Below are 25217 nucleotides of genomic sequence, written 5' to 3'. Positions count from 1 at the left end.
GGCGGCGGAGGTGCTCTCACGCGCGGCGAGCGGAAGCCCGATCTTCCTGGTGCGTTGCCCCCTTGGCACACCAGTCGACGGGGCCGCGGGCCTTTCGGCCCTGATCCCCGGATCGCGCTTCCGCTCACCTAGGCGTGCATCGTCGCGTGGGAGATGGCATGCCGACACGACGACGCCCGACATATGACAAACGCACCGGGGTGGGCGAATGGTTGGGGTGTCGAGCCAGAAGGGTCCCGCGCCCCAGGGGGTACCGACTATGGGGCGACGGTCGCTCGGAGCAGCGTCGTCGATACCAGGGAGGTGCGGTGCGCACGGAACTGCTGGCGCATCAGCTGGCGGATCATGCGGCGATCCTCTCTGTGAGGCGCTCAGGCGTTCGCACGGTGAAGGCGGTGGCCACAGCGCCGAGCGCGATCATGGCGAGCATCGGGACCAGCACCACGGCCACGGGGACCAGGGCGTGAGAGACATGCAGCAGCGCCCAGTCGGGGCCGTGGACCGCGTAGTCCGGGTCGGAGAGGTTGCCCGACGAGAAGGAGAAGAGCGCGCATGCGCCCACGATGCCGAGCACCCCTCCCACCGCGACGCCGACGACCAGCGGAAGGCTGAATCGTGTGGCGCCGGCGAGCCGCGCCGACGCGTCGTCCAGGCCGAGTGCTGCGCGGGCACGCTCCTCCGATGCGGAGGCGAGCCTGTCCGACAGATGCGCCGCGAGTGCGACCAGCACGAGGAGCCCGGAGACGACGGCGGCGACGACCGCGGCAAGCCTGTACGACGTGCCTGTGGTGATGCTCGGCGCGAACGCGAACGGGCCGAGCCAGGCCCACTGCGGGCCGAGCGTCTGGTTGGTGGGGTCGGACACCGCGGTCCAGCCGTAGAACGCGGCAGAGCTGGCGATGCCTGCTCCGGCGGTCGCCGCAAGTGCCATGACGGCGCCCGGCGCGGAGGCCGCCGCCGGGCGACCCTCGAGTGAGGTGCCCGCGACGATCAGCCACGGGGTCCGCGCACGGGACAACCGCGAGGACAACCGCCTCACCACCCGCCGCACGATCTCGACGATCAGCGCGATCGAGGTCACGACGGCTGCGACCGAGGCGGCCATGGCCAGAGCGTAGAAACCTGGTGACTGGGCGAGCCGGGCCGCCCAGCCCTGCTCACCGGGGATCCCGTGGGCTACGGCGAGCATGCAGGCGGCGAGGACGGTCCAGGCCACGACCACGGGCCACAGCGGCACCTTCCGCGAGGTTCGCGCCTCCGCGAGAGGCGTCACGGGCTTGAGCGCCGCGGCGGGAGCGACCCTCGCAGCCCAGAACGCGGGCACAGCGCCGATGATGCCGGCGACGACGATGGCGAGCGCGACCATGGCGGCCACCACCCAGCTGGCGACGGTGACCCCGGCCGGCACGAGGGCGTCAGGTCGCGCGCGCAGCGTCACCGACCACTCGAGTGAGATCGCAGTGAACGCGAGAGCTGTGCCCACCGCTCCCGCGACCACTCCCGCGAGAAGGCTCTCGAGCGCGCTCGCGGCAGCCACGCTGCCCCTTCTGGCACCAAGCACGCGTGCGGTCGCGATCCATTGGAGACGCGCCTGCGCCTGCGCGCGGCCGACGGCGAAAGCCATGCCCACCAGTCCCGCGGTGAGGACTCCGGCGGCGAGCAGGAAGATCCACGCGAGGCCTCCGGAGGCCCCGAAGGTCATGCGCATGTCCTCGCCCGCCAGTGCCTCCAGGGCAGGGGTGCCCTGCTGCGCGGAGAGCCACACAGGGGCCACCCAGGTGGACGAGACGCTTTCAACTGACTGGAGCGGCAGCCTCCCGAGGTCCTCAAGCGAGTCCCAGCCGATGAGTGCCCGGTCCTTCCACACACCGAACTTCCCGTCGAGCGACGTGCGTAGCAGGGCGCTCACTGTCAGCTCGTCGGTGCTGACGAAAGTGAACCCGTCGCCACCGCCGATCGCTCCGGCGCGGACGGTGTCACCCACCGCGATGTCGTGCGCGTCGGCCCACGTGGCATCGAGTGCGACCTCACCGTGGCCGGGTGCCGAGCCACTCGCCAGCAGCAGATCCCAGTCGACGTCGCCGTTGAGCGCGCCCACGGACCACAGGGCGTCGCTGGCGATGTCCTGCGAGCTCACGAAGTGGTCGGCGGTCTGTGGGGCGATCACGACCGCGTCGGAGACGTAGGCGACCACGCCAGCCTCCACCTGCTGGGGGTCGGCGAGCAGCGTGTCGAGCTCGTCGCCGCTCAGCGTGGTCTGCACCCCGAGAACCTCCAGGGGGTCGCCCAGATAGATGAGCCGGTTCCACTCACCGTCGAGCCCATACGCATGGGTCACGTAGTCCCCGGTGGCGTTCTGCTGGGCCGCCACGAACGCCGCGTACGACGCGAGTGCCATGGCGAGGGTGAGGAGGGCGGTGGTCCAGATCATGTATGCCCTCTGGACCCGGAACTGCTCGCGCATCAGCTGGCGGATCATCGGACGCCTTCCTTGTCTGCCTGACGGAGCTGCTCGGCGGGCGTCCTGGCGTCGACTCGCACTCGGAGGAGCGCAGCGAGCCCGGCGGCGATCGCGGTCGCGGCGAGCACGAGCGTGACGAGGGCCACCCACGGCGTCTGGGAGAGGTCGAAGCCGACGTTCCACAGCCGAATCCCGAGACCTCCCGCTCCGTTGAGCGCGGAGAAGGAGGTTCCCAGCACCACGCCAGCGGCGAGCCCCAGCACGCTGCCGACGGCGGTGACGGTCCCCGCCTCGAGGGCTGCGGCGGCACGAAGGGTGCCAGCCCGGACGCCGAGAGCAGCGAGCGTTGCATGCTCGCGCGCCCTCAGCCGCTGGGTGGCGGCCGTCAGCGCGAGGACGATGCCCACGGCGCCGAGCATGAACGGTCCTGCGATCAGGAGGAGCGAGGCCGCGTCGGCGCGCGATCCCACGTCGTAGGACTCGTAGCGCGCGGGCCAGGTGAGGTGCTCGTCCTCCAGGTCGTGCTCCGCGAGGATCGCGTCGAGCTCCCTGTACTGCAACGGGGTCTCGGCCGACCGCGGGAGGGTATCGGCCACGTACACGAGAAGCGCGGAGTCGGCGGCGTCGCCGAACACGTCCTCGGCCCATGGCCGCGAGATCGTGACGAACGGCGAGGCGACGCTCGGAGTGTCCGTTGCGACGCTCGTGTCGCCGACGACGAGCGTCTGCGTGCTCGCGAGCTGCACGCCGTCGGCCAGGTACATCGCGCGCAGGCTCGCGTCGGCGAGGCCGTGGAGCGCCTCCGGCGTCAGCGCTATGACCGTTTGTCCGGGCTGCATCTCACCGGGGAACGAGGCGTACTCGCTCGGGATCTCGGTGCGCTCCGTCACGAGGACGGCCACGGGCACGACCACGAGGCGGTCGTCGGCCTGCAGGGCGGCCACGACCTCCGCGTCGAGTGCTGGCGCCCACCCAGGCGGAGCGTCGGGCTCGCCGAGGTAGTCGCCGTCGACCAGCACCGGCACGGACGAGACGACCGCGTCGGGAATCAAAGCGCGAGAGAGCTCGTTGCGGGCGGCATTGCTGTTGAGGACGATGCTCGTTCCGGAGGCTACTGCGATGACCAGCCCGATCGCGCCGACCGCCGCGGTGCGAAGCGGCACGCGCCGGGCGAGCGCATCGGAGGCAAGTCCCCGCGTCGTCCCAGGGTCCGCGCGCCGGGCGGCCATGCGGCCGAGAGCCGAGACGGTCCGGCTGCCGAGCGACGCGCCACCCCACACGAGCAGGGCGGGAAGTGCGAGGTAGAGCGCGAGGCTGAGTGCGATCGCGAGGAGGATCGGGACGACGCCGCCGTCGCTGGCGAGGAAGGGGAACGCGAAGCCGATCCCGACGAACAGGACGAGCCCACCCGCGGTCCACCACGGCCAACGGCGTCGCCGACGCACGGGTGCCGCTTCGGGGTCCGACGCAGACTGGAGGCCCCCTCGGGACGGCACGGCGTCGTCGGCGGCCGTCGCGCGTGCACCGGCCCCAACGCCGGCGGGAGAGCCGGTCGCCCACAGTGCGGCGGCGAGCGTGCCGAGCGCGGACGAGGCGACGAGCACCACGAGCACGGCGCCGAGCGAGAACACGGCGCCCCAGTCGACCGCTGCATCGTGCCCCACGGAGCCGTAGGCGGCCACTCGCAGGAGGAGCGCGGCCAGCGAGCCGAGCACGAGTCCGCCGACGGAGACGGCTGCATGGAGACCGGTGCGGCGCAGGACCTCGGCGCGGACGAGGCCGCCACGGGTCCTGCCGAGCGCGCGCAGCGCCGCGAGCTCCGAGCGTCGAGTGGCGAGGTGCGCGGCGTCGAGCGTTCCGATGACCGCGGCGCCCAACGCGATCAGGATCGGCGCGTAGAAGAGCATGATCGGGAAGACCGGGATGTACGGGTTGTACATGTTGCCCGGGTCGGCCAGTGGTGTCTGGCCGACCCAGATGGGGCCGGTCACCCATCCGAGGAGGGCGGCGACCACGCCGATGGCGAGGGTGGAGAGGTGCTTCATCGCGTTGCCGTCCCTTCCTTGAGCGCCTCGGCAGGCGTCTCAAGATGGACTGCGCTCGCGACCATCGCCGCCAGGGCCGCGTAGGCGAGGCTCACGACGACGATGAAGCCCAGAGACGTCACCCAGTTGATCGAGTCGAGCGCGACCGCCAGGTAGGAGTCGGTGATGACGCCGTCGAGCGAGAGGCGGGCACGGTCCAGCACCTCGGTGAGCGCGCCCGTCGCGACACCGGAGACGACGCCGATCGTGGCGGCGGTGAGCCCGAGGACTGCGCCCTCGATGGCGACGGCCGTTCGGACCGCCCGGGCCGGTGACCCGAGCGCGGTCAGCGTTGCAGCGTCCCGGGTGCCGGCCCTCACCGCAGTGAAGGCGACGGGTGCGAGCGCGAGGACGACGACCACGATCCAGAAGAGAGAGGCACCGAGGTCGGGGGTCTCCCACGAGTAGCCGCCGTCCTGACCGGCGGGGAAGGTGATGCCCTGGCTCGCAGGTGATGCGCCGTCGCTGGTGAGCACGGCGTCCATCAGCTGGTCGCCGATGGCCATGCGGTCGGCGCCTTCGGACACGTAGACCAGATAGGTGTGGCCGGTGGAGTCGAGGTCGACCTCGGTGGCATCGACGTAGGCGAGTCCCCAGCCGACGAGCGGGACCACCGCGTCGGGACGGAACGCGCGGGCGACGCCCCCGTCGCGTGAGGCGTCGCCTCCCGCGAGGCTGGAGCTCGCGACCGCGGCGCCTGGATGCGCGAGCAGGGCGTCAGCGAGCTCGTCGTCCACGCCCACCAGGTCGGCGGGGTCGACCGCGACGACCTCGGTCCAGTCGTCGGCTCCGAGACCGACGACGTCAGCGGCGACCACGTCGGTCACGCCATCCATCGCTTCGATGCGTGCAACGGTCTCCACCGGGTCGGTGGGGTTCTCGGTGTAGATGAAGGCGAACGAGTCGGAGTGGCGCACGCCGGTGTCGACCGCCCCGAGCGCGCCGGCGGCGAAGCCGAAGACGCCGATCACGAGCACGACGCGGGCGGCCGCCTTGGTCCGGTCCGCGGACCGAGTGCGCAGCACTGCGGCGAGCTGGGTGGAGCCGAGCCGATCCGCGACCCTGCTCGCGAGGCCGACGCCCCGGAAGGCGAGTGCTGTCGCGGCCGGGAGCAGGGCCGTCAGCGCAACAGCGACGGCCGCGATCCACACGGTCATGTACGCGCCGTCCGCGAGTCCGGACGCTGAACCGCCCGCGTCGCCGTCGTGGGTCAGCGCGAGCCCCACGATCAGACCTGCCGCGGCGGCCAGCACCACCCCTGCTCGCACCGCCAGATGCCCGGTCTTGGGTCGGCGGTAGGCGCCCACCGCTGCACGCGAGAGCTCGACGGGAGAACGATTCCGACGCCACGCGCTGATCAGGTGCGCGACGGTGAGGGCGACGATGCCGACCGCGCCCTCGACCGCTCGGGTTGCCCACGCGTTCGTCTCCGTGGTGAACGAGGGCCAGCCGTTGGCGCTCTCGACCGCCAGATGCATCGCGCCCATGAAGGCGTAGGCGATGCCGGCAGCGATCGCGCCGTCCCGCAGCCCGACAAGGACAGCTCGCCGGATGCTCGTGCCAGCGGTCTCCCCGAGTGCGGCCATGACAGCGCGCTCATGGGCGTCCTTGGCGCGCACCCCGAGCATTGCCGTGAGGACCGCCGTCAGCAGCGCGGCCGGAATCGCCAGGTAGATGACCAGGAAGCCCAGCGGCGCGAATCCCATCGAGTCGCTGCTGTAGTAGAACGTCTCGCCGTACGTGCCCAGCCCCCATGGGATGGAGATCGCCATGACCGCCGCGACGGCGATCCCCATGACGGTGGCTGCCGCGGCCCTCATCGCTCGACCCCCGCCAGCGCGTCGAGTCCGGCGAGCACAGCGTCGGGTGTGGGATCGGTGACGTGCCCGGCGACCTTGCCGTCGGCGAAGAGCAGCACCCGGCCCGCATACGACGCGGCGGTCGGGTCGTGCGTCACCATGACGACGGACTGGCCGAGCTCGCGGCACGAGACCCGCAGGTGGGCGAGCACCTCGGCGCTCGCATGCGTGTCGAGATTGCCGGTCGGCTCGTCGGCCAGGACGACCCGAGGCCGGGTGATCAGAGCGCGAGCGATGGCGACCCGCTGCTGCTGACCACCCGACATCTCGTACGGTCGACGCTCCAGCTCGCGGCCGATGCCGAGCATCTCCACGAGCGCGTCCAGCCACTCAGGATCCTGAGGCAGGCCGTTCAGCCTGAGCGGCAGCACGATGTTGTCGCGTGCGCTCATGGTCTGCATCAGGTTGAAGCCCTGGAAGACGAAGCCGACGATCCGGCCCCGCACCTTCGCGAGCTGCTTGTCCTTCATGGCCGTGATCTCGTCGTCCCCCACCCAGACCTGACCTGAATCGGGCCGGTCAAGCCCGGCGAGCAGGTGCACGAGCGTCGTCTTGCCGGAACCGGACGGCCCCATGACGGCGGTGAGCACCCCTGCCGGGATGTCGAGGTCGACGTGATCGACCGCCATGACGGCTGAGGCGCCGCTTCCGTATGCCTTGGTCAGCCCCCTGGACCGCAGCGCGAGCGGCGACTCAGCCGGCGACGCTGCTGACGTCGCCGAGGATTCCCCCGAATTCCCCTTCATGACCACGAAACTATCGGCGCGGACCTCGCCGCCGCGTCGGCCGGGGGGATGGACTTCAGGTCATACCCGGGTATGACCTGGCCGTTCCTCAGGTGCGACTGGAGCGGTGACCTGACCTGCGAACGCGATCGCACCTGTACCGACATGCCGGATCGCGTAAAGGAAAGGACGGTCGACGCGGATGACCACCGGTGGAGCTGACGGCTCCGGCACCGAGCCCATGAACATGATGTCGATGGCCGTGGCGGCAGCGGCCTCGGTGCCCTCCTCATCGACGAGCATCTTGACGGCGTGCACCGCGCCACTGAGCCCCAGGTCTTCGCCGATACCGTCAAGACCAGGTGATTCGAACAGGCCCGACACCCCGAGGCGGGTCTCGATCGTGTCCCGCAGATCCACGCGACTCTCGGCCTCGAAGCGCGGCATCGTCAGCTCGACCTTGCCGTCCGACCAGCGCGAGTCGAGTTCGTCGAGCATGGACTGATCCCACCCGCCCCGCACGCGTGTGAAATCCTCCGCTGGCGGCACGAGTATGACCATCTCCAACATGCCCAGGTAGGGAAGCCGAATGGCAGAGACGTGATCGTCGACCACGAACGAGGTGTCGATCGTCCGGTGCATCATCTCCGAATCGATGGTGCTGCCGTCGAGGAGGGTGAAGTCCTCGTCCCACGTGTCGTCGCGCGTGAACTGTCGTTCCCACTCGGCCCGCAGGTAGACCGTGTTCACCAAGAGTAGTTGCGAATCGGGGCCCGGCATCGACACGGGCAGCAGCTCCGGGATCATTCCCTCGGTTCTGTCCGATGTCCACGCGTTGATGCGCCGACGCGCGCCCGACGGATCGCTACTGAGCGGCAGGGCCTCGATTCCTGCATCAAGCCATGTGCCGATCGCATTCGCCCACTCGGGGTTCGCGGTGAAGCCTTGGTCGAGGAACGCCCGGTTGGCGATCTGCACCGTGGCTGCCTCGTCGCGTGTCATCGCGGTGGCGAGAGCGCGGAAGCGAGCGAGCATGTCCATGCCGGTGGCCGGGTACCCGAACAGAGAATCGAGGGCGTCGGAGACCGGACCGCTCGCGCCTACCTTGATCATGCCGAAGGCCAGGGCGATCGAAAGCGGCGACACGACGGCGTTGTCCGCGTCTTCGGCTGCGGCCCGGAAGATGGCGAGGCCAGCATCGTTCGCCGCTGAGGCGAGCTCGTTCGCCTCAGCGCGGGAGGGTGCGGGGTTCGAGGGCCCTGTCGACGTCATGTGCCCACTCAAGTCCATGCCTCTGACACGCGCAACGGAAGTGGTGAGCGCCCCCGACGCATTCGGGCCCCGATGCGATGCCGGTTCACGCGTGCGGCGCGACCAGCCCCGTCTCGTAGGCGATGACGACGGCCTGCACCCTGTCGCGGGCACCCAGCTTGGCGAGCACGCGGCCCACGTGGGTCTTCACGGTCGGCTCGGCGAGGAACAGCTCGGCGCAGATCTCCTGATTGCTGAGGCCCTTCGCCATGAGGGTGAGGACCTCGCGCTCGCGGTCGGTGAGGTCGGCGAGGCGGGAGTCGTCGACGGGCTCTGGCAGGGCGGCCACGCGGTCAAGGAGGCGGCGCGTGGACGACGGTGCGATCACGGCGTCGCCCGCGTGGACGGTGCGGATCGAGCTGAGGAGGTCCTCGGGCGGGGCGTCCTTGAGCAGGAAGCCCGAGGCTCCGGCGCGGATGGCCGCCAGGACGTACTCGTCCAGGTCGAACGTGGTGAGGATGACGACCTTGGCGTCGGAGGCCTCAGTCAGAGCGGCGCAGGCGGCGATCCCGTCCATGCCGGGCATGCGCACATCCATGAGCACCACGTCTGCGGGAGGGTCGAGCGCGAGCAGGCTCGACACCGCGGAGGCGCCGTCACCTGCCTCGGCCACGACCTCCATGTCGGGCTGCGAGTCCACGACCATGCGGAACCCCGCACGGATCAGCTGCTGGTCGTCGACGAGCGCCACACGGATGGTCATGCGCGCCAGTATGCCCCTCGGCTCAGCGGGCGGCCCGGGATGTGCGCTCCCCGGAGTGTCAGCGTCGGCGCCGCGCCGACGGGCGTCAGCCCAGCTCGGGGTGCGGCTTGTTCGGCGTGACGGGAGGCAGCGCGGACCAGGGGAACGTGATCCACAGGTCGGTGCGCTTCCACACGTAGTCCGGGTCGATCACGGAGCGCGACTTCGCGTAGAGGACGACGGTGCGCACCTCCGCGGCGTACTGCTCCATCAGCGACTTCACCAGGGCGAGCGTCTCTCCCGTGTCCGCGACGTCGTCGGCCACCAGGACCTTCATGCCGCGCATCGACTCGGTGTCCAGCAGCGGAGGGAGGACCACGGGGGCCGGAAGGCGCTCATCGACGCCCGTGTAGAACTCGACGTTGAGCGTACCGACGCCCTTGGTGCCGAGCGCATACGAGATCGCGCCGCCGACGGGGAGCCCGCCTCGTGCGACCGCCACCACCAGGTCGGGCTCGTAGCCGTCGTCCACGACCATCTGAGCCAGCTCACGCGAGGCCTCGCCATAGCCCTGCCAGGTGAGAATCTCGCGCTCGTCACTCATGCATCCGCTCCCGGGGTCGTGCCGGCCTGTGCCGCCGGCGTTGAGGTGAGGCTACCGTCCCGCGGTGCCAGCGGGAGACGGGCGCGCACCAGGAAGCCGCCGCCCGCCTTCGGGCCGGCGGAGAGGCTGCCGCCGAAGGCGCTCGCGCGCTCGGCCATCCCTGCGATCCCGAGGCCCGCACCGTCGCCCCGCGCGGCGGCTCCGCGGCCGTCGTCCGCGACGCTCACGGTGAGCGAGTCATCCTCCCAGCGCAGCTGCACGAACGCCTTCGGGTTCGGACCCGCATGCTTGAGCACGTTCGTGAGGGCCTCCTGCACGATGCGGTACGCCGCGAGGCCGGCGCCGATCGGGGCCGGGCGGGGAGTGCCTGTCGTGACGAAGCTGACGTCCAGGCCTCCCTCGCGGGTGGAGGCGACCAGCGTCGGGATGTCGGCGAGCGAGGGCTGAGGGCCCATCTGAGCCTCGCTCTCGCCTTCACGCAGCACTCCGAGCAGCGCGCGCATCTCCGTGAGCGCGGAGCGGCTGACCTCGGCGATCGTGTCGAGGCTGCGGATCGCGGCGTCAGAGTCGGTGCGCCCGGCGAAGCGGCCGCCGTCGGCCTGAGCGACTACCACGGACAGGGTGTGGGCGACCACGTCGTGCATCTCACGGGCGATGCGCGCCCGCTCCGTCGAGGCCGCGAGCTCAAGCGCGGCGGCAGCATCGCGCGCCTGCTGCGCCTCCAGCTCCTCGCTCCGACGCACCTCGGCCCGCAACCGGAAGGCGAGCCGCACGGCGACGCCGCACGCCGCCAACGCGACCACGAGCAGGAGCCAGATCATGCGGCCACTGTAGAGCGAGGCCGCCGGGGCCGGGTCTGCCCGGGCCGGGCGCGGTCCTGCGAGGGTGGACGCTGTTCGCCCCGAATGTCGAGTTTTTCGTCATCGAGTGCACATCCTCTGCCGATGGGTTCTTATAGAAGGACCTCAAGGTGACGAAGGAAGAGTCATGGCACCCGACGACGACGTGCAGGGCGGCGACTCGCTGTTGAGCGCCCTGGAGCAGGCGCTCTCGGGGGCTGAGGAGTGGCGGCCCGGCTCGGGCTCTGACGCCGAGGCCGCTCAGGCCGCCGTGCCGCTGGCATCGCTGCCCGGCCGACGCCCGGGGGAGGCGCTCGAGACGCGTACCCATCCTGCGGCGGGGCCACGCGCCCTCATCCGCGACTGCGGCACGTCGCGGCATCCCGGCCGCACTCACGTGCTGCTCGTATCGGAGCAGGCGCCGCTGGTCCTCGCCACCTCGTTCGATCGTCTCGGCCAGGCGGTAGCGGACAGGCTCGGGTCGGACGGCTTCGCATGGGAGGAGGGCGTGCACCTGCACGTCACCGCGCCGGGACGCGTGTGGGAGGACGTGCTCCGCACCGCGCGCGACGCGGTCGCCGAGCTTGCGACACCCGACGCTCAGGCAGGCTGAGGCACGCCCCACGGAGTCGCTTCGCGGCTTGGGTCGTGGTCGTGAGGCCCGACCCGGTTCGCCCGCGACTCATCTGCCAGGACCGTTGCTCGCGCGCGCGGAGTCCTGGGCGCGCGCGGGTACGCTGGATCGGTATCCATCGCCGGAAATCCGATCCCGTGAGGACGTCCTCCATGACCGAGACCACCACGCCTGCCGCGCCCGCGCACGTGCCCGACACCGTCGAGAACGCTGCCGCGACGCCGGAGCAGGAGATGCCCTGGGCTGAGCTGGGCCTCAAGGCCGACGAGTACGAGCGCATCGTGTCGCTCCTCGGACGCCGCCCCACCGCGGCCGAGCTCGCCATGTACTCCGTCATGTGGTCGGAGCACTGCAGCTACAAGTCCTCGAAGGTCCACCTGCGCCAGTTCGGCGACAAGACCACCGAGGACATGAAGAAGCACCTGATGGTCGGCATCGGCGAGAACGCCGGTGTGGTCGACATCGGCGACGGCTGGGCGGTCACCTTCAAGGTCGAGTCGCACAACCACCCGTCGTTCGTGGAGCCCTACCAGGGTGCGGCGACAGGCGTCGGCGGCATCGTCCGCGACATCCTCGCGATGGGCGCGCGCCCCGTGGCCGTCATGGACGAGCTGCGCTTCGGCGAGATCGACCACCCCGACACGTCCCGCGTCGTCCACGGCGTGGTGTCAGGTGTGGGCGGCTACGGCAACTCGCTCGGCCTGCCGAATGTGGGCGGCGGGGTCGTGTTCGACTCCTGCTACCAGGGCAACCCGCTCGTCAACGCGCTGTGCGTGGGTGTCATGAAGCACGAGGACATCCACCTGGCGTCCGCAGAGGGCGTGGGCAACAAGGTCGTCCTGTTCGGTGCCCGCACCGGCGGTGACGGCATCGGTGGAGCGTCGATCCTCGCGTCGGAGACGTTCGAGGACGGGGTGCCCGCCAAGCGGCCGTCGGTCCAGGTGGGCGACCCCTTCATGGAGAAGGTCCTCATCGAGTGCTGCCTCGAGCTGTTCGCGGCTGACGTGGTGCAGGGCATCCAGGACCTGGGCGCCGCCGGCATCTCGTGCGCGACGTCGGAGCTCGCCTCCAACGGCTCGGGCGGCATGCACGTGTGGCTGGATGACGTCCTGCTGCGCGACCCCACCCTGAACGCCGGCGAGATCCTCATGTCGGAGTCGCAGGAGCGCATGATGGCGGTCGTCACGCCGGAGAAGCTCGACCAGTTCCTCGAGATCACCGGCAAGTGGGACATCGAGACCGCCGTGGTCGGCGAGGTCAACGACTCGGGCCGCCTCACGATCGACCACCACGGCGCGCGCATCGTCGACGTGGACCCGCGTACGGTCGCGCACGACGGTCCGGTCTACAACCGTCCGTACGCTCGCCCGGCCTGGATGGATGGCCTTCAGGCGGACCACGCGCCGTCGCTCCCGGAGGATCCGGATGAGCTTCGCGCGGCCGCTGTCGAGCTGCTGGCGTCCCCGAACCTCTCGGACCGGTCGTGGGTGACCAACCAGTACGACCGCTACGTGCAGGGCAACACCGCGATGGCGCGTCCCGACACGACCGGCGTGATCCGCGTGGACGAGTCGACGGGCCGAGGCGTGGCGATCGCGACCCGGTCGAACGACCGCTACACGAAGCTCGACCCGTACGCGGGTGCGGGCCAGTCGCTCGCCGCCGCCTACCGTGCCGTCGCGATCGCGGGTGCGACTCCCGTGGCCGTCACTGACGGGCTGAACTTCGGTTCACCGGAGGACCCGGACTCGATGTGGCAGTTCGCGGAGGCGATCCGCGGCCTGGCCGACGCGTGCCAGACGCTCGGCGTGCCCGTCACGGGCGGCAACGTGTCGCTCTACAACGGCACTGGCGAGCCGGGGAAGATCGACTCGTCGATCAACCCGACGGCGATCGTCGGCGTCCTGGGTGTCTTCGACGACGTCACCCGCGCCACGCCCTCCGGCTGGCGCGAGGGCGGGCAGGTGCTCTACCTGCTGGGTACGACGCGGAACGAGTTGGACGGCTCGCAGTTCTCGGCCCTGCAGGGTCACCTGGGCGGCCTTCCGCCGGCGGTGGACTTCGAGGCGGAGAAGGTGCTGGCAGAGGTGCTGGTCGCTGCCTCCCGCGATGGCCTGATCGATGCGGCGCGTGACGTGTCGGAGGGCGGCCTCGTCACGGCGGCGGCGCTCGGCTCGCTGCGCTACGGCGTGGGTGCGCGCATCGTCGTCGACGAGATCTGCCGACGCGATGGCGTCTCGGCGGCGCAGGCGCTGCTGAGCGAGTCGCAGGGTCGCGTGCTCGTCTCGGTGCCGCGCACGGAGGAGCCGCGCCTGACGGCGATGCTCGATGCGCGTGGAGTGCCGAACCTTCGCGTGGGCGTCACCTACGACTATGAGGCGCGCTCCGAGGCCGCGCTGGAGTTCCAGGGCCTGTTCGCGCTGCCGCTGGCGGAGCTGGAAGAGGTCTGGGCGGACACGCTTCCGTCGCGCTTCGCCTGATGGCTCCGCGTCGGCGGATCCAGGTGGCGGCCGGCAAGGCCGCAGTGGAGTCGTGGCGTCGCGCCTCCGCCGCGTCGGAGGGTCTCCACGAGCCGTCTGCCGCGATCGCGAGGGATGACGCGCCGACCCCCGACCGCACGACGCTTGCGACCGCAGTGCGCTACACGTTGGAGGAGCTCTCGGTGAGGGCGCCTGGCCGATCCGTCGAGGTGCGCGTTCCTCCCTTCGGGGCGGTGCAGTGCATCGAGGGGTCCACGCACACCCGTGGGACCCCGCCGGCGGTGATCGAGACGGATGCGCAGACGTGGCTCGCGTTGGCGACGGGCTCGCTTTCCTGGGCCGACGCGGTGGCGGCGGGCTCGTTGCAGGCGTCGGGGGAGCGGGCGGACCTGGGAGCGTTCCTGCCGCTGGCGTAGCTTGCGGGCGCATGCCGTTCCCCCGTGTGTGCGACGTGGGTCGGCGACAGTGACGCCGGACGTCTCTATGCCACGATGGTGATGCGCGGCCGGGGGCGGCTGTCATAAGGGGGTCTCGTGAAGCAGGCATTCGCGGTGGTGGCGTGGGTGCTCACACTTGCGGCCTGCTCGCCGGAATCCCCTGAGCCGAGCCCGACGCCGAGCGCGAGTGACGTAGTGGCGGCGACGACGCCGTCGGCTCCTGCGACGAAGGAGGGGGACATGGATTCAGGCGGAACTCAGGAGGAGGCGGCTCCGGCAGCGTCGTCGTTCTACCGTGCGCCAGGCAGCGCGGACGTTGCGCTGCAGCGTGCGCGTGAGGAGGGGCGGGACACGGACGCCGAGCTGATCGACCGGATCGCATCCCAGCCCATCGGGGTGTGGCTCAACGGAGGGGACGGCGCGGTGGCCGAGGCCGCCGCCGTGTCTGAGGCGGCCACCGCCGCAGGCGAGATCGCCCTGTTCGTCGTCTACAACATCCCCGGTCGCGACTGCGGTCTCTACAGCGCTGGCGGCGCCGCGGAGGACGAGTACCTGGGCTGGGTGTCGCAGGTGGCTCAGTCGCTTGCGGATGGCGGCACCACGTGGGTGATCCTCGAGCCCGACGGGCTTGCGAGCCTGGGCGACTGCGACGGTCAGGGCGATCGGGTGTCGTTCCTGGCGGGCGCCGCGGCGATCCTCGATGAGGCGGGCGCTGAGGTCTTCCTTGATGTGGGGCATTCGGGCTGGCGCGCGGCAGACGACACGGCGTCCCGTATTCAGCAGGTCGGCACCGAGCATCTGGCGGGCTTCGCGACGAACACCTCGAACTACAACGCGACCGCCGACGAGCAGGCCTGGGCCGATCAGGTCGCGGCGGCCGTCGGGCTCCCGTACGTCACCGATACCTCGCGGAACGGCAACGGCTCCAACGGCGAGTGGTGCAACCCGCGCGGACGCGCCTTGGGTGAGAACCCTGGACTTACCGGTGCGACCGAGGGGCTCATCGCCCGCGTGTGGGCGAAGGTGCCGGGCGAGTCGGATGGCACCTGCAACGGTGGACCCGCTGCGGGGCAGTGGTGGGAGGACGTCGCTTTGGAGCTTGCGCGCAACGCGTCCTGAGCACCTGCGGCGGGCGGCCTCAGTACACGTACGGCACCAGCTTCTTGGTGCGGGCCGCGTAGGCGTCGTACTGCTCGCCGTAGTGGTCGGCGAGGTGTGCGTCGAGCCGTGGAATGTGCACCCAGATGAAGCTCGCGGTCATGAGCACCGGGAAGATCGCGGCCCACCACGAGTGGGTCAGCATGGCGAAGCCGGTGAACAGCAGGCAGTCGCCCAGGTAGTTGACGTGCATCGAGCGTGAGAAGAGGCCCTCGGTGTAGAGCTTGCCTCGGTGTGAGGGGTCCTTCTTCCATTCGCGTCGCTGCCACTCAGAGCCGGTGTTGAGGTAGGAGCCGACCAGGTAGAGCGCGACGGCGAGGGCGGCGAGCCATCCGAGCGGAGCCGACGCCTGGCCGCCGATCCCGATGAGTCCCGCCTGAAGCAGCGCGGCCCAGGGGCCGACGGCCCACGCCTCGGACCACGGGAACTCGCGCTTCACCATCACGAACTGGGTGACGAGGAACCGCACGAAGTAGATGATCCCGGCGGCGGCGAGCAGCCAGCGTCGACCAGGTGAGGCGGCGGGGGCGTACGAACCGAGCAGCCCGTCGAGCCCGCCCGCGAGGTAGACGAGTCCCAGCATGAGGCCGGCGCCGTGGATGGCGGCGGCGGTGAGCTTCGGGGCGCGGGAGGTGTCGGTGGCGGATGCGGTGTCACTCATCGGTGGGTCCTTCGGTGGTGGATGCGGTGGTGGGGCCGAGCAGCCGAGCGACCTCTGCTGTCCACCGGAGTGCGCCGTCGCCGGTGAGGGGGTCGTCGCCCATCGCGGAGGCGAGGGGTTCGCGCAGGGCGAGGACGGCCAGGTCGAGGATCGCGACGAGCGCCGCCCGTGCGCGAGGGTCGGGGCCGGGTTCAACGACGCCGGCGTCGACCATCCCTTCCCAGGTGCTGACGCTCGACTGGACGAGCATGGCGACGAGTGCGGTGCCTCGCTCCCCGCCGTCGGCGATGCTCCGCAGCACGTAGCGCGGTAGCGAGGGGTTGGCGGCGAGCACCTGGGTGGCGGAGTCGGCGAGCGCGCCTGTCTGGTCAGGGTCGACGGCGGTGCTGGGATCGGCATCGATGCCGGCGAGGAAGCCTGCGATCTGGGTGGCGACGTGCTCGTCGACTGCGGCACGGAGCCCGTCCATCGATCCGAAGTGGCGGATCACGAGCGCGGGCGAGACGCCTGCGGCGGCGGCGATGTCTCTCACGGTGGCGCGGTCGCCGCCGGGCTCGGCGAAGAGTCGCATGGCTGCGTCGCGGATGACGGGAGGGTTGGTGGAGCTGGCAGGGGTCACATGCCTACTGTAAACAGATGTTCACACTTGCCGCAACGCTCCTGCTAAACCGCCGCCCCGATCGCCAAACCTGCCGCAGCCGCAGCGACTCCCGCCACGACCATTCCCAGGCACTGCGCGGCGGCCATGCCGAACTCTCCGGCGCGCATGAGCCGCACCGTCTCTACGAGCGCCGTGGAGAACGTCGAGTATCCGCCCGCGAATCCGGTTCCGAGCACGGCGAGGACGGCCTCGGGTGCGCTCCGCGCGGACACGACCCCCGCCACGACGCCCAGGAAGAGGCATGCGCTGATGTTCACCACGAAGGTGCCCCAAGGGAAAGCGGTCCGGTTCACGCGGCCGACGCCGGTGTCCACCCAGAAGCGCGCGGCGCCTCCCAGTCCGCCGGCGATCGCAGTCAGCAGCAGCGTCACGTCGCCACCGCCCGGCTTCGACCCGGCAGCGGCAGCCGTCCGCCGACCCACATGCCGATCCCAGCGGCCGCGATGCCGAGCAGCAAGCTGCCGACGGGGTACGCGAGTCCGACCCACAGGTGCCCGCCCTCGAGCAGTCGCGTCGTCTCGACCGCGAAGGCGCTGTACGTGGTGAAGCCGCCCATCACGCCCGTGCCGAGTCCCATGCGGGCCAGGCGCCAGCCGCCCACGTCGCCGATCCGCGCGATCCAGTCGACGAGGATCCCGAGCAGGAATGCGCCCACGATGTTGGCGAGCAGCGTCGCCCAGGGGATGGCGCCGTCGGCCGTGGGCAGAGCGTGGCCCAGGAGTGCACGCCCTGTGGTGCCCACGGCCGCGCCGACGATGACGGCCGCCGTGACGACCGCAGGGTGGGTGGCCTTCACCTGACCACCGGATCCTTCCAGTCGACGACGCTGAGCGGGACCGTGACGACGGGCCGATGCTGGTGCTGGCTGAGGTGCGTGGTGAGCGAACCCTCGAACGTCTCCTTGACCTGCTCGCGCCAACCTCCGCCGCGGCTGCCGACCACGATCATCGAGGCGTCGACGGCGCGTGCGAGGTGCGTGAGGGCGCGGTCGGCGCGTCCCGCGAGGTAGTGCAGCTCCCACGGGAGCGTGGTGCCGGCGAGCTGGTCCCCGAGGTGAGCCGCCAGGGTGTCGCGCGTCGTCTCCCACTGCGAGTCGTCGGCGTCGGAGTCGAGTGCGGCATGGACGACGCCGCCGTCGGCTCGTTCCTCGACGACCACCCGGGTGGGGTCCACGTAGGCGAAGACCAGGTGGGTGGCCTCCAGGCTGAGCGCGAGTCCTTCGGCGGCGTGGATGAGGATGGGCGAGGTCTCTGGGAGCACGCCGACGACGAGCGGCTGGGCGCGGAAGCCCGGCAGTCGGGAGACGCTCGGCTGGGGAGGTGTGCGGTCCATGGCCGGTGACCTTCCTGGGCGGCAGTCGCCTGCCCGTGCGTCGGCGGGACAGGAGCCATCAGCCAGATCGGCGGTTCGGAGGTGGCCTCCAGGCGGGTTCCATCGCCGTTCACGACATTACACCGGGCTGTGCACGTGCGGCCGACGGAGCGGCGAGGGTCCGGCTTTCGTGACATGGGCCCATCGAAGCGGTTTCCGTACAAGTGCAGGGTCGATGATCGAAGTCCCTGGTAGGAGGTACTTTCAGACGTTTCGACGGCGCAGGATCGAGGTCACGCGGGAGTAACGATTGCCATTTTGAAACCATTCAGCGGTTGCCACTGCTTCACGATGCCCCTACGTTGAATGTAAGCGTTTGCGTCGACGGCGATGCGGACCGGTGTCTCCACCGGCGCGGACGTGTGTGCCGCTCGTGGAATGGGGTAGCGGCACTACGCAGTGCTACTCAATGAAGAGGAGACACCTTGTCCATCAAGCGACGCTATATCGCTCCGATCGCCGCGACGGCGATCGCGGGCCTTGCACTCGCTGGCTGTTCGTCCAGCGACGACCCTGACACCTCGGACTCCGCCTCTGGCGGCGGCGGCGAGATGATGGAAGGTTGTGAGGACTACGCCGACTACGGCACCTTCGACGGTGGCGAGGTCGAGGTCTACACCACCATCACCGGAGTCGAGCTCGGCCAGCTCGAGGAGACGTTCACCGACTTCTCCAGCTGCACCGGCATCACCGTCAACGTGGTCAGCTCGGACGAGTTCGAGACCGAGATCAACATCCGCGTCGACGGAGGAAACCCGCCCGACCTGGCGATCATCCCGCAGCCGGGCCTTCTCCAGACGCTCGTCGGCACCGGAACGGTGATCCCCGCATCCGAGGCCGTCGAAGCGAACGTGGACGAGTTCTGGTCCGCCGACTGGAAGCAGTACGGCACCGTCGGCCAGACCTTCTACGCGGCACCGCTCATGGCCTCCGTCAAGGGCTGGGTCTGGTACTCGCCAGCCGAGTTCGCTGACAACGGCTACGAGATTCCCGCCACCTGGGATGAGCTCATGACGCTCACCCAGACCATGGCTGACAACGGTGGCGCAGGCCCCAACTACAAGCCGTGGTGCATCGGCTTCGAGTCCGGCACCGCGACCGGTTGGGCCGGCACCGACTGGGTGGAGGACATCGTCCTTCGCGAGGCCGGCGCTGACGCCTACGACCAGTGGGTCACCGGCGAGCTCGACTTCGCCTCGCCCGAGATCAAGTCGGCTTTCGAGAAGTTCGGCGACATCGCCCTGAACACCGACTACATCAACGGTGGTCTCGGTGGCACCCAGTCGATCGTGGACACCTCCTTCCAGGAGGCCGGTCTGCAGATCCTCGAGAGCTCCTGCTCGCTGCACCACCAGGCCTCGTTCTACGAGGCACAGTGGCCGGAGGGCACCACCGTCGCCGAGGACGGCGACATCTGGGCCTTCCTGACCCCGCCGATCGCCGAGGGTGACCCCTCGGCCGTCACCGGCGGTGGCGAGTTCGTGGCCTCCTTCCGGGACGCTCCTGAGGTCGACGCGGTCCAGACCTACATGTCGTCCGACACGTGGGCCAACATCCGCGTCTCGCTCGGTGGCGTCATCTCGGCGAACAAGGGCCTCGACCCGACGAACGCCTCGAGCGCCATCGGTCAGCAGGCCATCGAGATCCTCCAGTCCGACGACACGGTCTTCCGCTTCGACGGATCCGACCTGATGCCTTCGGCAGTGGGCGCCTCGGCGTTCTGGACCGAGATGGTCAACTACGTCCAGGGCAAGGACCTCGACACGGTTCTCGCGGACATCGACGCAGCCTGGCCGTAAACCCAGGCTCACAGTGACCGGCCGGGCCCCGCACTCCGCGGGGCCCGGCTGAGCACTCCGCGTACACGATCGTTCAAGGGAGAAGAGGCACACCCATGTCGGGGATCCACGAGGCCGCAGCGCTCGTACCTCAGTCGGGACTGGACGGTGAGTTCTGGTCGACCCAGGGGAGCAACCTGCTCCTCGCCGCGATCTCGATCGTGGCCTTCATCGCAGTCGTCGCTCTTGTCATGTTCGGCGCCGACCTTGTGCGCGGACGCATCCGCGACAAGGTCCAGCTCGTCGTCCTGATCACACCGGTGCTCGTGCTCCTGGGCATCGGTCTCGTCTATCCGGTGATCGACACCGTCTGGCTGTCGTTCACCGAGATCGTCAAGGAGCCTGACCCGGTCACGGGCATCAACACGGAGACGTCGAACTTCGTCGGTCTCCAGAACTACATCTACGCGTTCACTGACCCCACGGTCTTCCGCACGATCCTCAACACGCTCGTCTGGATCGTCCTGGTGCCGCTGCTGTCCACCGGAGTCGGCCTCGCCTACGCGGTCTTCATCGACCGTGCCAAGGGCGAGAAGGCGCTGAAGTCGCTGGTCTTCATGCCGATGGCGATCTCGTTCGTCGGCGCCTCGGTCATCTGGGGCTCGATCATGTACGACTACAACGAGACGGGCGCTCAGACAGGAATGCTCAACGCCGTTCTTGGCACGTTCGGCATCGGGCCCATCAACTTCCTCGCCGAGGAGCCATGGAACACGTTCTTCCTGATCGTCATCCTGTCGTGGATCCAGACCGGATTCGCAATGGTCATCATCTCTGCGGCGATCAAGGGCGTCCCGCCTGAGATCAATGAGGCGGCGTCGCTCGACGGTGCGAACTCGTGGCAGCGGTTCTGGCGCATCACCGTCCCGTCGATCCGCGGCACGCTCGTGGTCGTCATGACGACCATCACCATCGCGACCTTGAAGGTCTACGACATCGTCCGCACGCTGACACAGGGCCGCTACAACACCGACGTCGTGGCGAACAAGATGTACGTCCTGTCGTTCGTGGAGCAGAGACAGCCACTCGGTGCGGCGCTTGCCGTGATCCTGTTCATATTCGTCATCCCGATCGTGATCTACAACGTGCGATCGCTCCAGAAGGTGAAGGAGACCCGCTGATGGCCACCCCCGCACCCGCGATCCCCGACGAGACGAAGCAGCCGAAGAGCAAGGCGGCGAAGGCCAAGGAGAACCTCACCTCCCCGTGGGCCACCGGGGCGGCGATCATCATCGCCGCGCTGTGGACCATCCCCACCATCGGTCTGTTCATGACGTCGCTCGTCCCGGGCGACCAGTACCGCACCGAGGCCTGGTGGGACGTCCTTCTCAGTGGCGACATGACGTTCGAGAACTTCGGCTACGTCCTGTTCAACTCGTTCGGGGACAGCTCGAGCGCAGATCCGCTGCTCGGCAACCTCATGAACTCGATCGTGGTCACCGTGCCGACGGTCGTGTTCCCCCTGGTGATCGGCCTCATGGCGGCCTACGCGTTCGCGTGGATCCCGTTCAAGGGCTCGAACTTCCTGTTCGTGTTCATCTTCGCTCTCCAGGTGGTGCCGATCCAGCTGGCCCTGATCCCGCTGCTGCGACTGCTCGGCCCGAACGGCGTCGGCATCGCTGGCGAGTTCCCAGGCGTCTGGCTGGCCCACACGATCTTCGCGATGCCGCTTGCAGTGTTCCTGCTGCACAACTTCATCGCACAGATCCCCAGCGACATCATCGAGGCGGCGCGCGTGGACGGCGCGAGCCACACCCAGATCTTCTTCCGGGTGATCATCCCGCTGTCGCTTCCTGCGATCGCCTCGCTGGCGATCTTCCAGTTCCTGTGGGTCTGGAACGACCTGCTCGTGTCGGCGGTGTTCGGAAGCATCAACACCTACCCGCTGACCTACCCGATCTCGAACCTCGCAGGAAGCTACGGTGCCACCGCGTACCTGGTGCCGCCTGCGGCGTTCATCTCGATGATCATCCCGCTGATCGTGTTCTTCTCGCTTCAGCGCTACTTCGTGCGCGGCCTGCTCGCGGGCTCCACGAAGGGCTGATCCCGACCACGAGGGCCCCGGCACGTCACGAGACGTGCCGGGGCCCTCGCACACCGCCTAGACTTGCCACGTGAGCGACGCCCCCCGCCCTGAGGACGCCACCGCCGGCGAGGACTCCACGGTCCCCGAGACCAGCGACGCGTCCACCCCTGCACACCCTGGCGGCAACGCCGACTCGACCTTCGCGCCGCCGACGCCGGAGTCGCCAGCGGCACAGACCGACCAGGCCCCCGCCACCGACGCGACGCCCGAACCCACGGACGAGGAGCTCGCAGCAGCGGTCCCCGCCGTCGTGCGACGTGCGCCGCGCTTCGGCCGGGTCATGCTGACGGGCGCCGGCACCCCCGCCGCCGTCGGCTTCCTCCTCGGATCGCTCCTCCCGAACTCGGTGGTCGCCGGACGTGTCGTCACCGGTCTGATCGTGGCGCTCGGCTTCGCGATCATCGGCGGCACCCTCACCGGGCTGTACGTCGCGAGGGCCGACGCCGTCGCCTCCAAGCGTGCCGACGCAGAGCGGGCCCGCCTGCTCGCGGAGCAGGCAGGCGCCCCGAACCCCTTCATGCCGGTCGAGACCGACGCGGCCCCCGGCACCACCGACGCTCCCGCCGCCCCCGCGTCGGCAGCACAGGGCTCCACGACGCCCGCCACCACCGACGAAGGAGAGACCCGATGAGGCGCGGAGGCGACGGTCGGCTCAATCACGACCTGATGGCGGACGAGAAGGGTCCGCAGGACGCGTGCGGCGTCTTCGGCGTGTACGCGCCGCACGAGGAGGTCGCGAAGCTCAGCTACTTCGGCCTCTACGCTCTGCAGCACCGCGGACAGGAGTCTGCGGGCATCGCCACGTCCGACGGCGAGAAGATCCTCGTCTTCAAGGACATGGGCCTCGTCTCCCAGGTCTTCGATGAGGCGGCGCTCGAGGCGCTGACGGGCCACATCGCCGTCGGCCACGCCCGCTACTCGACCACCGGCGCCTCCGTGTGGGCGAACGCCCAGCCGACGCTCGGCCCCACCGCCAACGGCACCGTCGCGCTCGGCCACAACGGCAACCTGACCAACACGCAGGCCTTGATCGACCTGCTCATCGAGCGTGAGGGCTACCCCAAGCGGCTCGACCTCAAGGGTGGCAAGTGCACCGACACCGCCATCGTCACCGCGCTGCTCGGCGGGGAGGGCGAGTCTCTCGCCGACGTCGCGCTCGAACTGCTGCCGCACCTTGAGGGCGCCTACTCGTTCGTGTTCATGGACGAGACCACCCTGTACGCCGCGCGCGACCCGCAGGGCGTCCGCCCGCTCGTGCTCGGCGAGCTGCCCAGCGGCGGCTGGGTCGTCGCCTCCGAGACCGCCGCGCTGGACATCGTCGGCGCCGCGTTCGTCCGCGAGGTCGAGCCCGGCGAGTTCCTCACGATCGACGAGTCCGGCGTGCACTCGCAGCACTTCGCGAAGCCCGACCCCAAGGGCTGCATCTTCGAGTACGTCTACCTGGCCCGCCCCGACACGACGATCGCCGGCCGCTCGGTGCAGGCGTCTCGCCTTGAGATGGGACGCGAGCTCGCCCGCGAGCACCCGGTCGAGGCCGACCTCGTCATCCCGACGCCCGAGTCCGGCACTCCCGCCGCCGTCGGCTACGCGCAGGCCTCCGGCATCCCGTTCGGCCAGGGCCTGGTGAAGAACTCCTACGTGGGCCGCACCTTCATCCAGCCGTCCCAGACGCTCCGCCAGCTGGGCATCCGCCTCAAGCTCAACCCGCTCCGCGAGGTCATCGAGGGCAAGCGCCTCGTGGTCGTGGACGACTCGATCGTGCGAGGCAACACGCAGCGCGCCATCGTGCAGATGCTGCGCGACGCCGGCGCTGCCGAGGTGCACGTCCGCATCTCGTCACCGCCTGTGCAGTGGCCCTGCTTCTACGGCATCGACTTCCCGACCCGTACCGAGCTCGCTGCCGTCGGCCACTCCGTGCAGGACGTGTGCGACCAGATCGGCGCCGACTCTCTCGGCCACATCTCGCTCGAGGGCATGGTCAAGGCCACGAACCAGGCGCAGGAGCGGCTCTGCACCGCGTGCTTCACCGGCGAGTACCCGATCGCGCCTCCCGTGGACGCGCGCCACCTGCTGCTCGAGCAGCGCGAGGAGGTCGCCGGATGAGCGAGCCCATCACCTACGCCGGCGCCGGCGTCGACACCGAGGCGGGTGACAAGGCCGTCGAGATGATGAAGGACGCCGTCGCGCGCACGCACGGCCCCGAGGTCCTCGGTGGCATCGGTGCGTTCGCGGGGCTCTTCGACGCCTCCGCGCTGAAGGACTACGACCGCCCGCTGCTCGCCTCGTCGACCGACGGTGTGGGCACCAAGATCGTGATCGCACGCCAGATGGACGTCCACGACACGATCGGCAAGGACCTTGTCGCGATGGTCGTCGACGACATCGTGGTGTGCGGGGCCAAGCCGCTCGTCATGACCGACTACATCGCGTGCGGCAAGGTCGTGCCCGAGAGGATCGCCGACATCGTGCGGGGCATCGCCGAGGGCTGCGAGCTGGCAGGCACGGCGCTCGTCGGCGGCGAGACGGCGGAGCACCCCGGCGTCATGGACCCCGAGGACTACGACGTGGCCGGCGCTGCGATCGGCGTCGTGGAGGCCGACAGGCTGCTGGGCCCGGAGCGCGTGGCCGAGGGCGACGTCGTGGTCGCGATGGCGTCCTCTGGACTGCACTCCAACGGGTACTCGCTCGTGCGTCGCGTGGCGGCGCACGCAGGCTGGGAGCTCGACACCCACGTGGACGAGCTTGGCCGCACCGTCGGCGCCGAGCTGCTCGAGCCGACGCGCATCTACGCGAGGCTGTGCGTGGACATGGCCGTGGAGTTCGACGGCCTGCACGCCCTGTCGCACGTCACCGGCGGGGGACTCGCGGCCAACGTGGCCCGGATCATCCCCGCGGGGCTCGCCGCGACGGTCGCGCGTGACTCGTGGACGCTCCCGCCCGTCTTCGCACTCGTGCAGGCCGCGGGAGCGGTGCCGTGGCACGACCTGGAGTCCACCCTCAACATGGGCGTCGGCATGGTCGCGATCGTCTCCGCCGATGATGCGGACGGACTGATCGCCGCCTCTGAGGCTGCAGGGGTGCCCGCGTGGGTGCTGGGTCAGATCCAGAGTGACGACGGCCGGATCGCCTCGCCGGACACGATCCGCGGCGCGAAGGGCGTGACGGGCGGCGCGGTGAACCTCAGCGGCGCGTACCGCCTGGGTTGACGCGCGCGTCGTCTCGCCGTTGCGCCGAGGCACGTGGCTGCCCGGGTAGGGAGGGCTCGGTCGCATGGCACATCAGCCGTGCGTCACGCGCCCACTACGCCGAAGGCCCGGGCGCTGCCC

Annotated in this window: 23 protein-coding genes and 1 riboswitch; of the genes, 10 read left to right on the top strand and 13 right to left on the bottom strand. The window is 69.9% G+C overall.

The features are described 5' to 3' along the window. Positions 1–343: 343 nt before the first annotated feature. From QQX04_RS04305 to QQX04_RS04270, 8 genes are all read right to left on the bottom strand, one after another. A complete protein-coding gene (locus tag QQX04_RS04305; protein ID WP_301126593.1) occupies positions 344–2479 on the bottom strand; it encodes an ABC transporter permease family protein in 2136 nt (711 codons plus the stop codon). Beyond that, positions 2476–4506 carry an FtsX-like permease family protein gene (locus QQX04_RS04300; RefSeq protein ID WP_301126591.1) on the bottom strand — a complete coding sequence of 677 codons (2031 nt, stop codon included), beginning with the start codon at positions 4504–4506 and terminating at the stop codon, positions 2476–2478. The genes QQX04_RS04305 and QQX04_RS04300 overlap by 4 nt, the downstream gene beginning before the upstream one ends. Then, entirely contained in the window at positions 4503–6365 is a 1863-nt protein-coding gene (locus QQX04_RS04295) for an ABC transporter permease family protein (RefSeq protein ID WP_301126590.1), read from the bottom strand. Before QQX04_RS04295 ends, QQX04_RS04300 begins: the two co-directional genes overlap by 4 nt. Beyond that, positions 6362–7150 (bottom strand): ABC transporter ATP-binding protein, encoded by a 789-nt coding sequence (locus QQX04_RS04290; RefSeq protein ID WP_301126588.1) that lies wholly within the window; start codon positions 7148–7150, stop codon positions 6362–6364. Before QQX04_RS04290 ends, QQX04_RS04295 begins: the two co-directional genes overlap by 4 nt. A gap of 60 nt (positions 7151–7210) precedes the next feature. Further along, positions 7211–8401, bottom strand: coding sequence for a serpin family protein (locus QQX04_RS04285; protein WP_301126586.1), 1191 nt, complete (start codon positions 8399–8401; stop codon positions 7211–7213). An 85-nt stretch (positions 8402–8486) separates the two neighbouring features. Beyond that, complete coding sequence (locus tag QQX04_RS04280; protein WP_301126585.1) at positions 8487–9143, bottom strand: response regulator; 657 nt, start codon at positions 9141–9143, stop codon at positions 8487–8489. Between the two features lie 85 nt (positions 9144–9228). Further along, complete coding sequence (locus QQX04_RS04275; protein WP_301126583.1) at positions 9229–9726, bottom strand: phosphoribosyltransferase; 498 nt, start codon at positions 9724–9726, stop codon at positions 9229–9231. Next, positions 9723–10547, bottom strand: a complete 825-nt coding sequence (locus QQX04_RS04270) for a sensor histidine kinase (protein ID WP_301126581.1) — start codon at positions 10545–10547, stop codon at positions 9723–9725. Before QQX04_RS04270 ends, QQX04_RS04275 begins: the two co-directional genes overlap by 4 nt. 166 nt (positions 10548–10713) lie before the next feature. On the opposite strand from QQX04_RS04270, the gene QQX04_RS04265 reads away from it, so the two are divergent. The 4 genes from QQX04_RS04265 to QQX04_RS04250 all read left to right on the top strand — a co-directional run bounded on the left by QQX04_RS04265 (position 10714) and on the right by QQX04_RS04250 (position 15235). Then, positions 10714–11178 carry a hypothetical protein gene (locus tag QQX04_RS04265; RefSeq protein WP_301126579.1) on the top strand — a complete coding sequence of 155 codons (465 nt, stop codon included), beginning with the start codon at positions 10714–10716 and terminating at the stop codon, positions 11176–11178. A gap of 173 nt (positions 11179–11351) precedes the next feature. After that, a complete protein-coding gene (gene purL / locus QQX04_RS04260) occupies positions 11352–13679 on the top strand; it encodes a phosphoribosylformylglycinamidine synthase subunit PurL (RefSeq protein ID WP_301126578.1) in 2328 nt (775 codons plus the stop codon). Further along, complete coding sequence (locus QQX04_RS04255) at positions 13679–14095, top strand: sterol carrier family protein (protein ID WP_436968459.1); 417 nt, start codon at positions 13679–13681, stop codon at positions 14093–14095. Before purL ends, QQX04_RS04255 begins: the two co-directional genes overlap by 1 nt. 261 nt (positions 14096–14356) lie before the next feature. Then, on the top strand, positions 14357–15235 hold the full coding sequence (locus QQX04_RS04250) for a glycoside hydrolase family 6 protein (RefSeq protein WP_301126576.1): 879 nt from the start codon (positions 14357–14359) through the stop codon (positions 15233–15235). 19 nt (positions 15236–15254) lie between these two features. On the opposite strand, the gene QQX04_RS04245 is transcribed toward QQX04_RS04250, so the two are convergent. The 5 genes from QQX04_RS04245 to QQX04_RS04225 are packed head-to-tail and all read right to left on the bottom strand — an operon-like array spanning position 15255 to position 17928. Continuing rightward, positions 15255–15935 (bottom strand): DUF1295 domain-containing protein, encoded by a 681-nt coding sequence (locus QQX04_RS04245; RefSeq protein WP_301126574.1) that lies wholly within the window; start codon positions 15933–15935, stop codon positions 15255–15257. Further along, on the bottom strand, positions 15928–16554 hold the full coding sequence (locus QQX04_RS04240; protein ID WP_301126572.1) for a TetR/AcrR family transcriptional regulator: 627 nt from the start codon (positions 16552–16554) through the stop codon (positions 15928–15930). The genes QQX04_RS04245 and QQX04_RS04240 overlap by 8 nt, the downstream gene beginning before the upstream one ends. A gap of 44 nt (positions 16555–16598) precedes the next feature. Beyond that, complete coding sequence (locus QQX04_RS04235) at positions 16599–16967, bottom strand: fluoride efflux transporter FluC (protein ID WP_301126571.1); 369 nt, start codon at positions 16965–16967, stop codon at positions 16599–16601. Continuing rightward, complete coding sequence (locus tag QQX04_RS04230; protein WP_301126569.1) at positions 16964–17392, bottom strand: fluoride efflux transporter FluC; 429 nt, start codon at positions 17390–17392, stop codon at positions 16964–16966. The genes QQX04_RS04235 and QQX04_RS04230 overlap by 4 nt, the downstream gene beginning before the upstream one ends. After that, positions 17389–17928, bottom strand: a complete 540-nt coding sequence (locus tag QQX04_RS04225; protein ID WP_301126568.1) for a universal stress protein — start codon at positions 17926–17928, stop codon at positions 17389–17391. Before QQX04_RS04225 ends, QQX04_RS04230 begins: the two co-directional genes overlap by 4 nt. A gap of 42 nt (positions 17929–17970) precedes the next feature. Then, positions 17971–18044, bottom strand: a riboswitch (Fluoride riboswitch). 348 nt (positions 18045–18392) lie between these two features. Here QQX04_RS04225 and QQX04_RS04220 point away from each other — a divergent pair. The 6 genes from QQX04_RS04220 (at position 18393) to purM (ending at position 25097) form a co-directional block, all read left to right on the top strand. Continuing rightward, positions 18393–19766, top strand: coding sequence for an ABC transporter substrate-binding protein (locus QQX04_RS04220; RefSeq protein ID WP_301126567.1), 1374 nt, complete (start codon positions 18393–18395; stop codon positions 19764–19766). Positions 19767–19861: 95 nt separating this feature from the next. Continuing rightward, on the top strand, positions 19862–20926 hold the full coding sequence (locus QQX04_RS04215; protein WP_301126565.1) for a carbohydrate ABC transporter permease: 1065 nt from the start codon (positions 19862–19864) through the stop codon (positions 20924–20926). Beyond that, positions 20926–21849, top strand: a complete 924-nt coding sequence (locus QQX04_RS04210; RefSeq protein WP_301126564.1) for a carbohydrate ABC transporter permease — start codon at positions 20926–20928, stop codon at positions 21847–21849. Before QQX04_RS04215 ends, QQX04_RS04210 begins: the two co-directional genes overlap by 1 nt. 70 nt (positions 21850–21919) lie before the next feature. Next, on the top strand, positions 21920–22522 hold the full coding sequence (locus tag QQX04_RS04205) for a DUF485 domain-containing protein (RefSeq protein WP_301126562.1): 603 nt from the start codon (positions 21920–21922) through the stop codon (positions 22520–22522). Beyond that, entirely contained in the window at positions 22519–23994 is a 1476-nt protein-coding gene (purF, locus tag QQX04_RS04200) for an amidophosphoribosyltransferase (protein ID WP_301126560.1), read from the top strand. The genes QQX04_RS04205 and purF overlap by 4 nt, the downstream gene beginning before the upstream one ends. After that, positions 23991–25097 carry a phosphoribosylformylglycinamidine cyclo-ligase gene (purM, locus tag QQX04_RS04195; RefSeq protein WP_301126558.1) on the top strand — a complete coding sequence of 369 codons (1107 nt, stop codon included), beginning with the start codon at positions 23991–23993 and terminating at the stop codon, positions 25095–25097. Before purF ends, purM begins: the two co-directional genes overlap by 4 nt. The last annotated feature ends 120 nt before the right edge of the window (positions 25098–25217 follow it).

It is taken from the genome of Demequina zhanjiangensis (assembly GCF_030418315.1).
GTDB classification, from domain to species: domain Bacteria; phylum Actinomycetota; class Actinomycetes; order Actinomycetales; family Demequinaceae; genus Demequina; species Demequina zhanjiangensis.
This window is presented reverse-complemented; position numbering and strand designations above follow the sequence as displayed.

Coding starts and splice junctions, on each gene's coding strand:
- QQX04_RS04270 (WP_301126581.1), bottom strand. CDS start 10,547: ATGATCTGGCTCCTGCTCGTGGTCGCGTTGGCGGCGTGCGGCGTCGCC.
- QQX04_RS04300 (WP_301126591.1), bottom strand. CDS start 4,506: ATGAAGCACCTCTCCACCCTCGCCATCGGCGTGGTCGCCGCCCTCCTC.
- QQX04_RS04295 (WP_301126590.1), bottom strand. CDS start 6,365: ATGAGGGCCGCGGCAGCCACCGTCATGGGGATCGCCGTCGCGGCGGTC.
- QQX04_RS04250 (WP_301126576.1), top strand. CDS start 14,357: ATGGATTCAGGCGGAACTCAGGAGGAGGCGGCTCCGGCAGCGTCGTCG.
- QQX04_RS04285 (WP_301126586.1), bottom strand. CDS start 8,401: ATGACGTCGACAGGGCCCTCGAACCCCGCACCCTCCCGCGCTGAGGCG.
- QQX04_RS04275 (WP_301126583.1), bottom strand. CDS start 9,726: ATGAGTGACGAGCGCGAGATTCTCACCTGGCAGGGCTATGGCGAGGCC.
- purL (WP_301126578.1), top strand. CDS start 11,352: ATGACCGAGACCACCACGCCTGCCGCGCCCGCGCACGTGCCCGACACC.
- QQX04_RS04210 (WP_301126564.1), top strand. CDS start 20,926: ATGGCCACCCCCGCACCCGCGATCCCCGACGAGACGAAGCAGCCGAAG.
- QQX04_RS04280 (WP_301126585.1), bottom strand. CDS start 9,143: ATGACCATCCGTGTGGCGCTCGTCGACGACCAGCAGCTGATCCGTGCG.
- QQX04_RS04290 (WP_301126588.1), bottom strand. CDS start 7,150: ATGAAGGGGAATTCGGGGGAATCCTCGGCGACGTCAGCAGCGTCGCCG.
- QQX04_RS04265 (WP_301126579.1), top strand. CDS start 10,714: ATGGCACCCGACGACGACGTGCAGGGCGGCGACTCGCTGTTGAGCGCC.
- purM (WP_301126558.1), top strand. CDS start 23,991: ATGAGCGAGCCCATCACCTACGCCGGCGCCGGCGTCGACACCGAGGCG.
- QQX04_RS04245 (WP_301126574.1), bottom strand. CDS start 15,935: ATGAGTGACACCGCATCCGCCACCGACACCTCCCGCGCCCCGAAGCTC.
- purF (WP_301126560.1), top strand. CDS start 22,519: ATGAGGCGCGGAGGCGACGGTCGGCTCAATCACGACCTGATGGCGGAC.
- QQX04_RS04225 (WP_301126568.1), bottom strand. CDS start 17,928: ATGGACCGCACACCTCCCCAGCCGAGCGTCTCCCGACTGCCGGGCTTC.
- QQX04_RS04255 (WP_436968459.1), top strand. CDS start 13,679: ATGGCTCCGCGTCGGCGGATCCAGGTGGCGGCCGGCAAGGCCGCAGTG.
- QQX04_RS04215 (WP_301126565.1), top strand. CDS start 19,862: ATGTCGGGGATCCACGAGGCCGCAGCGCTCGTACCTCAGTCGGGACTG.
- QQX04_RS04305 (WP_301126593.1), bottom strand. CDS start 2,479: ATGATCCGCCAGCTGATGCGCGAGCAGTTCCGGGTCCAGAGGGCATAC.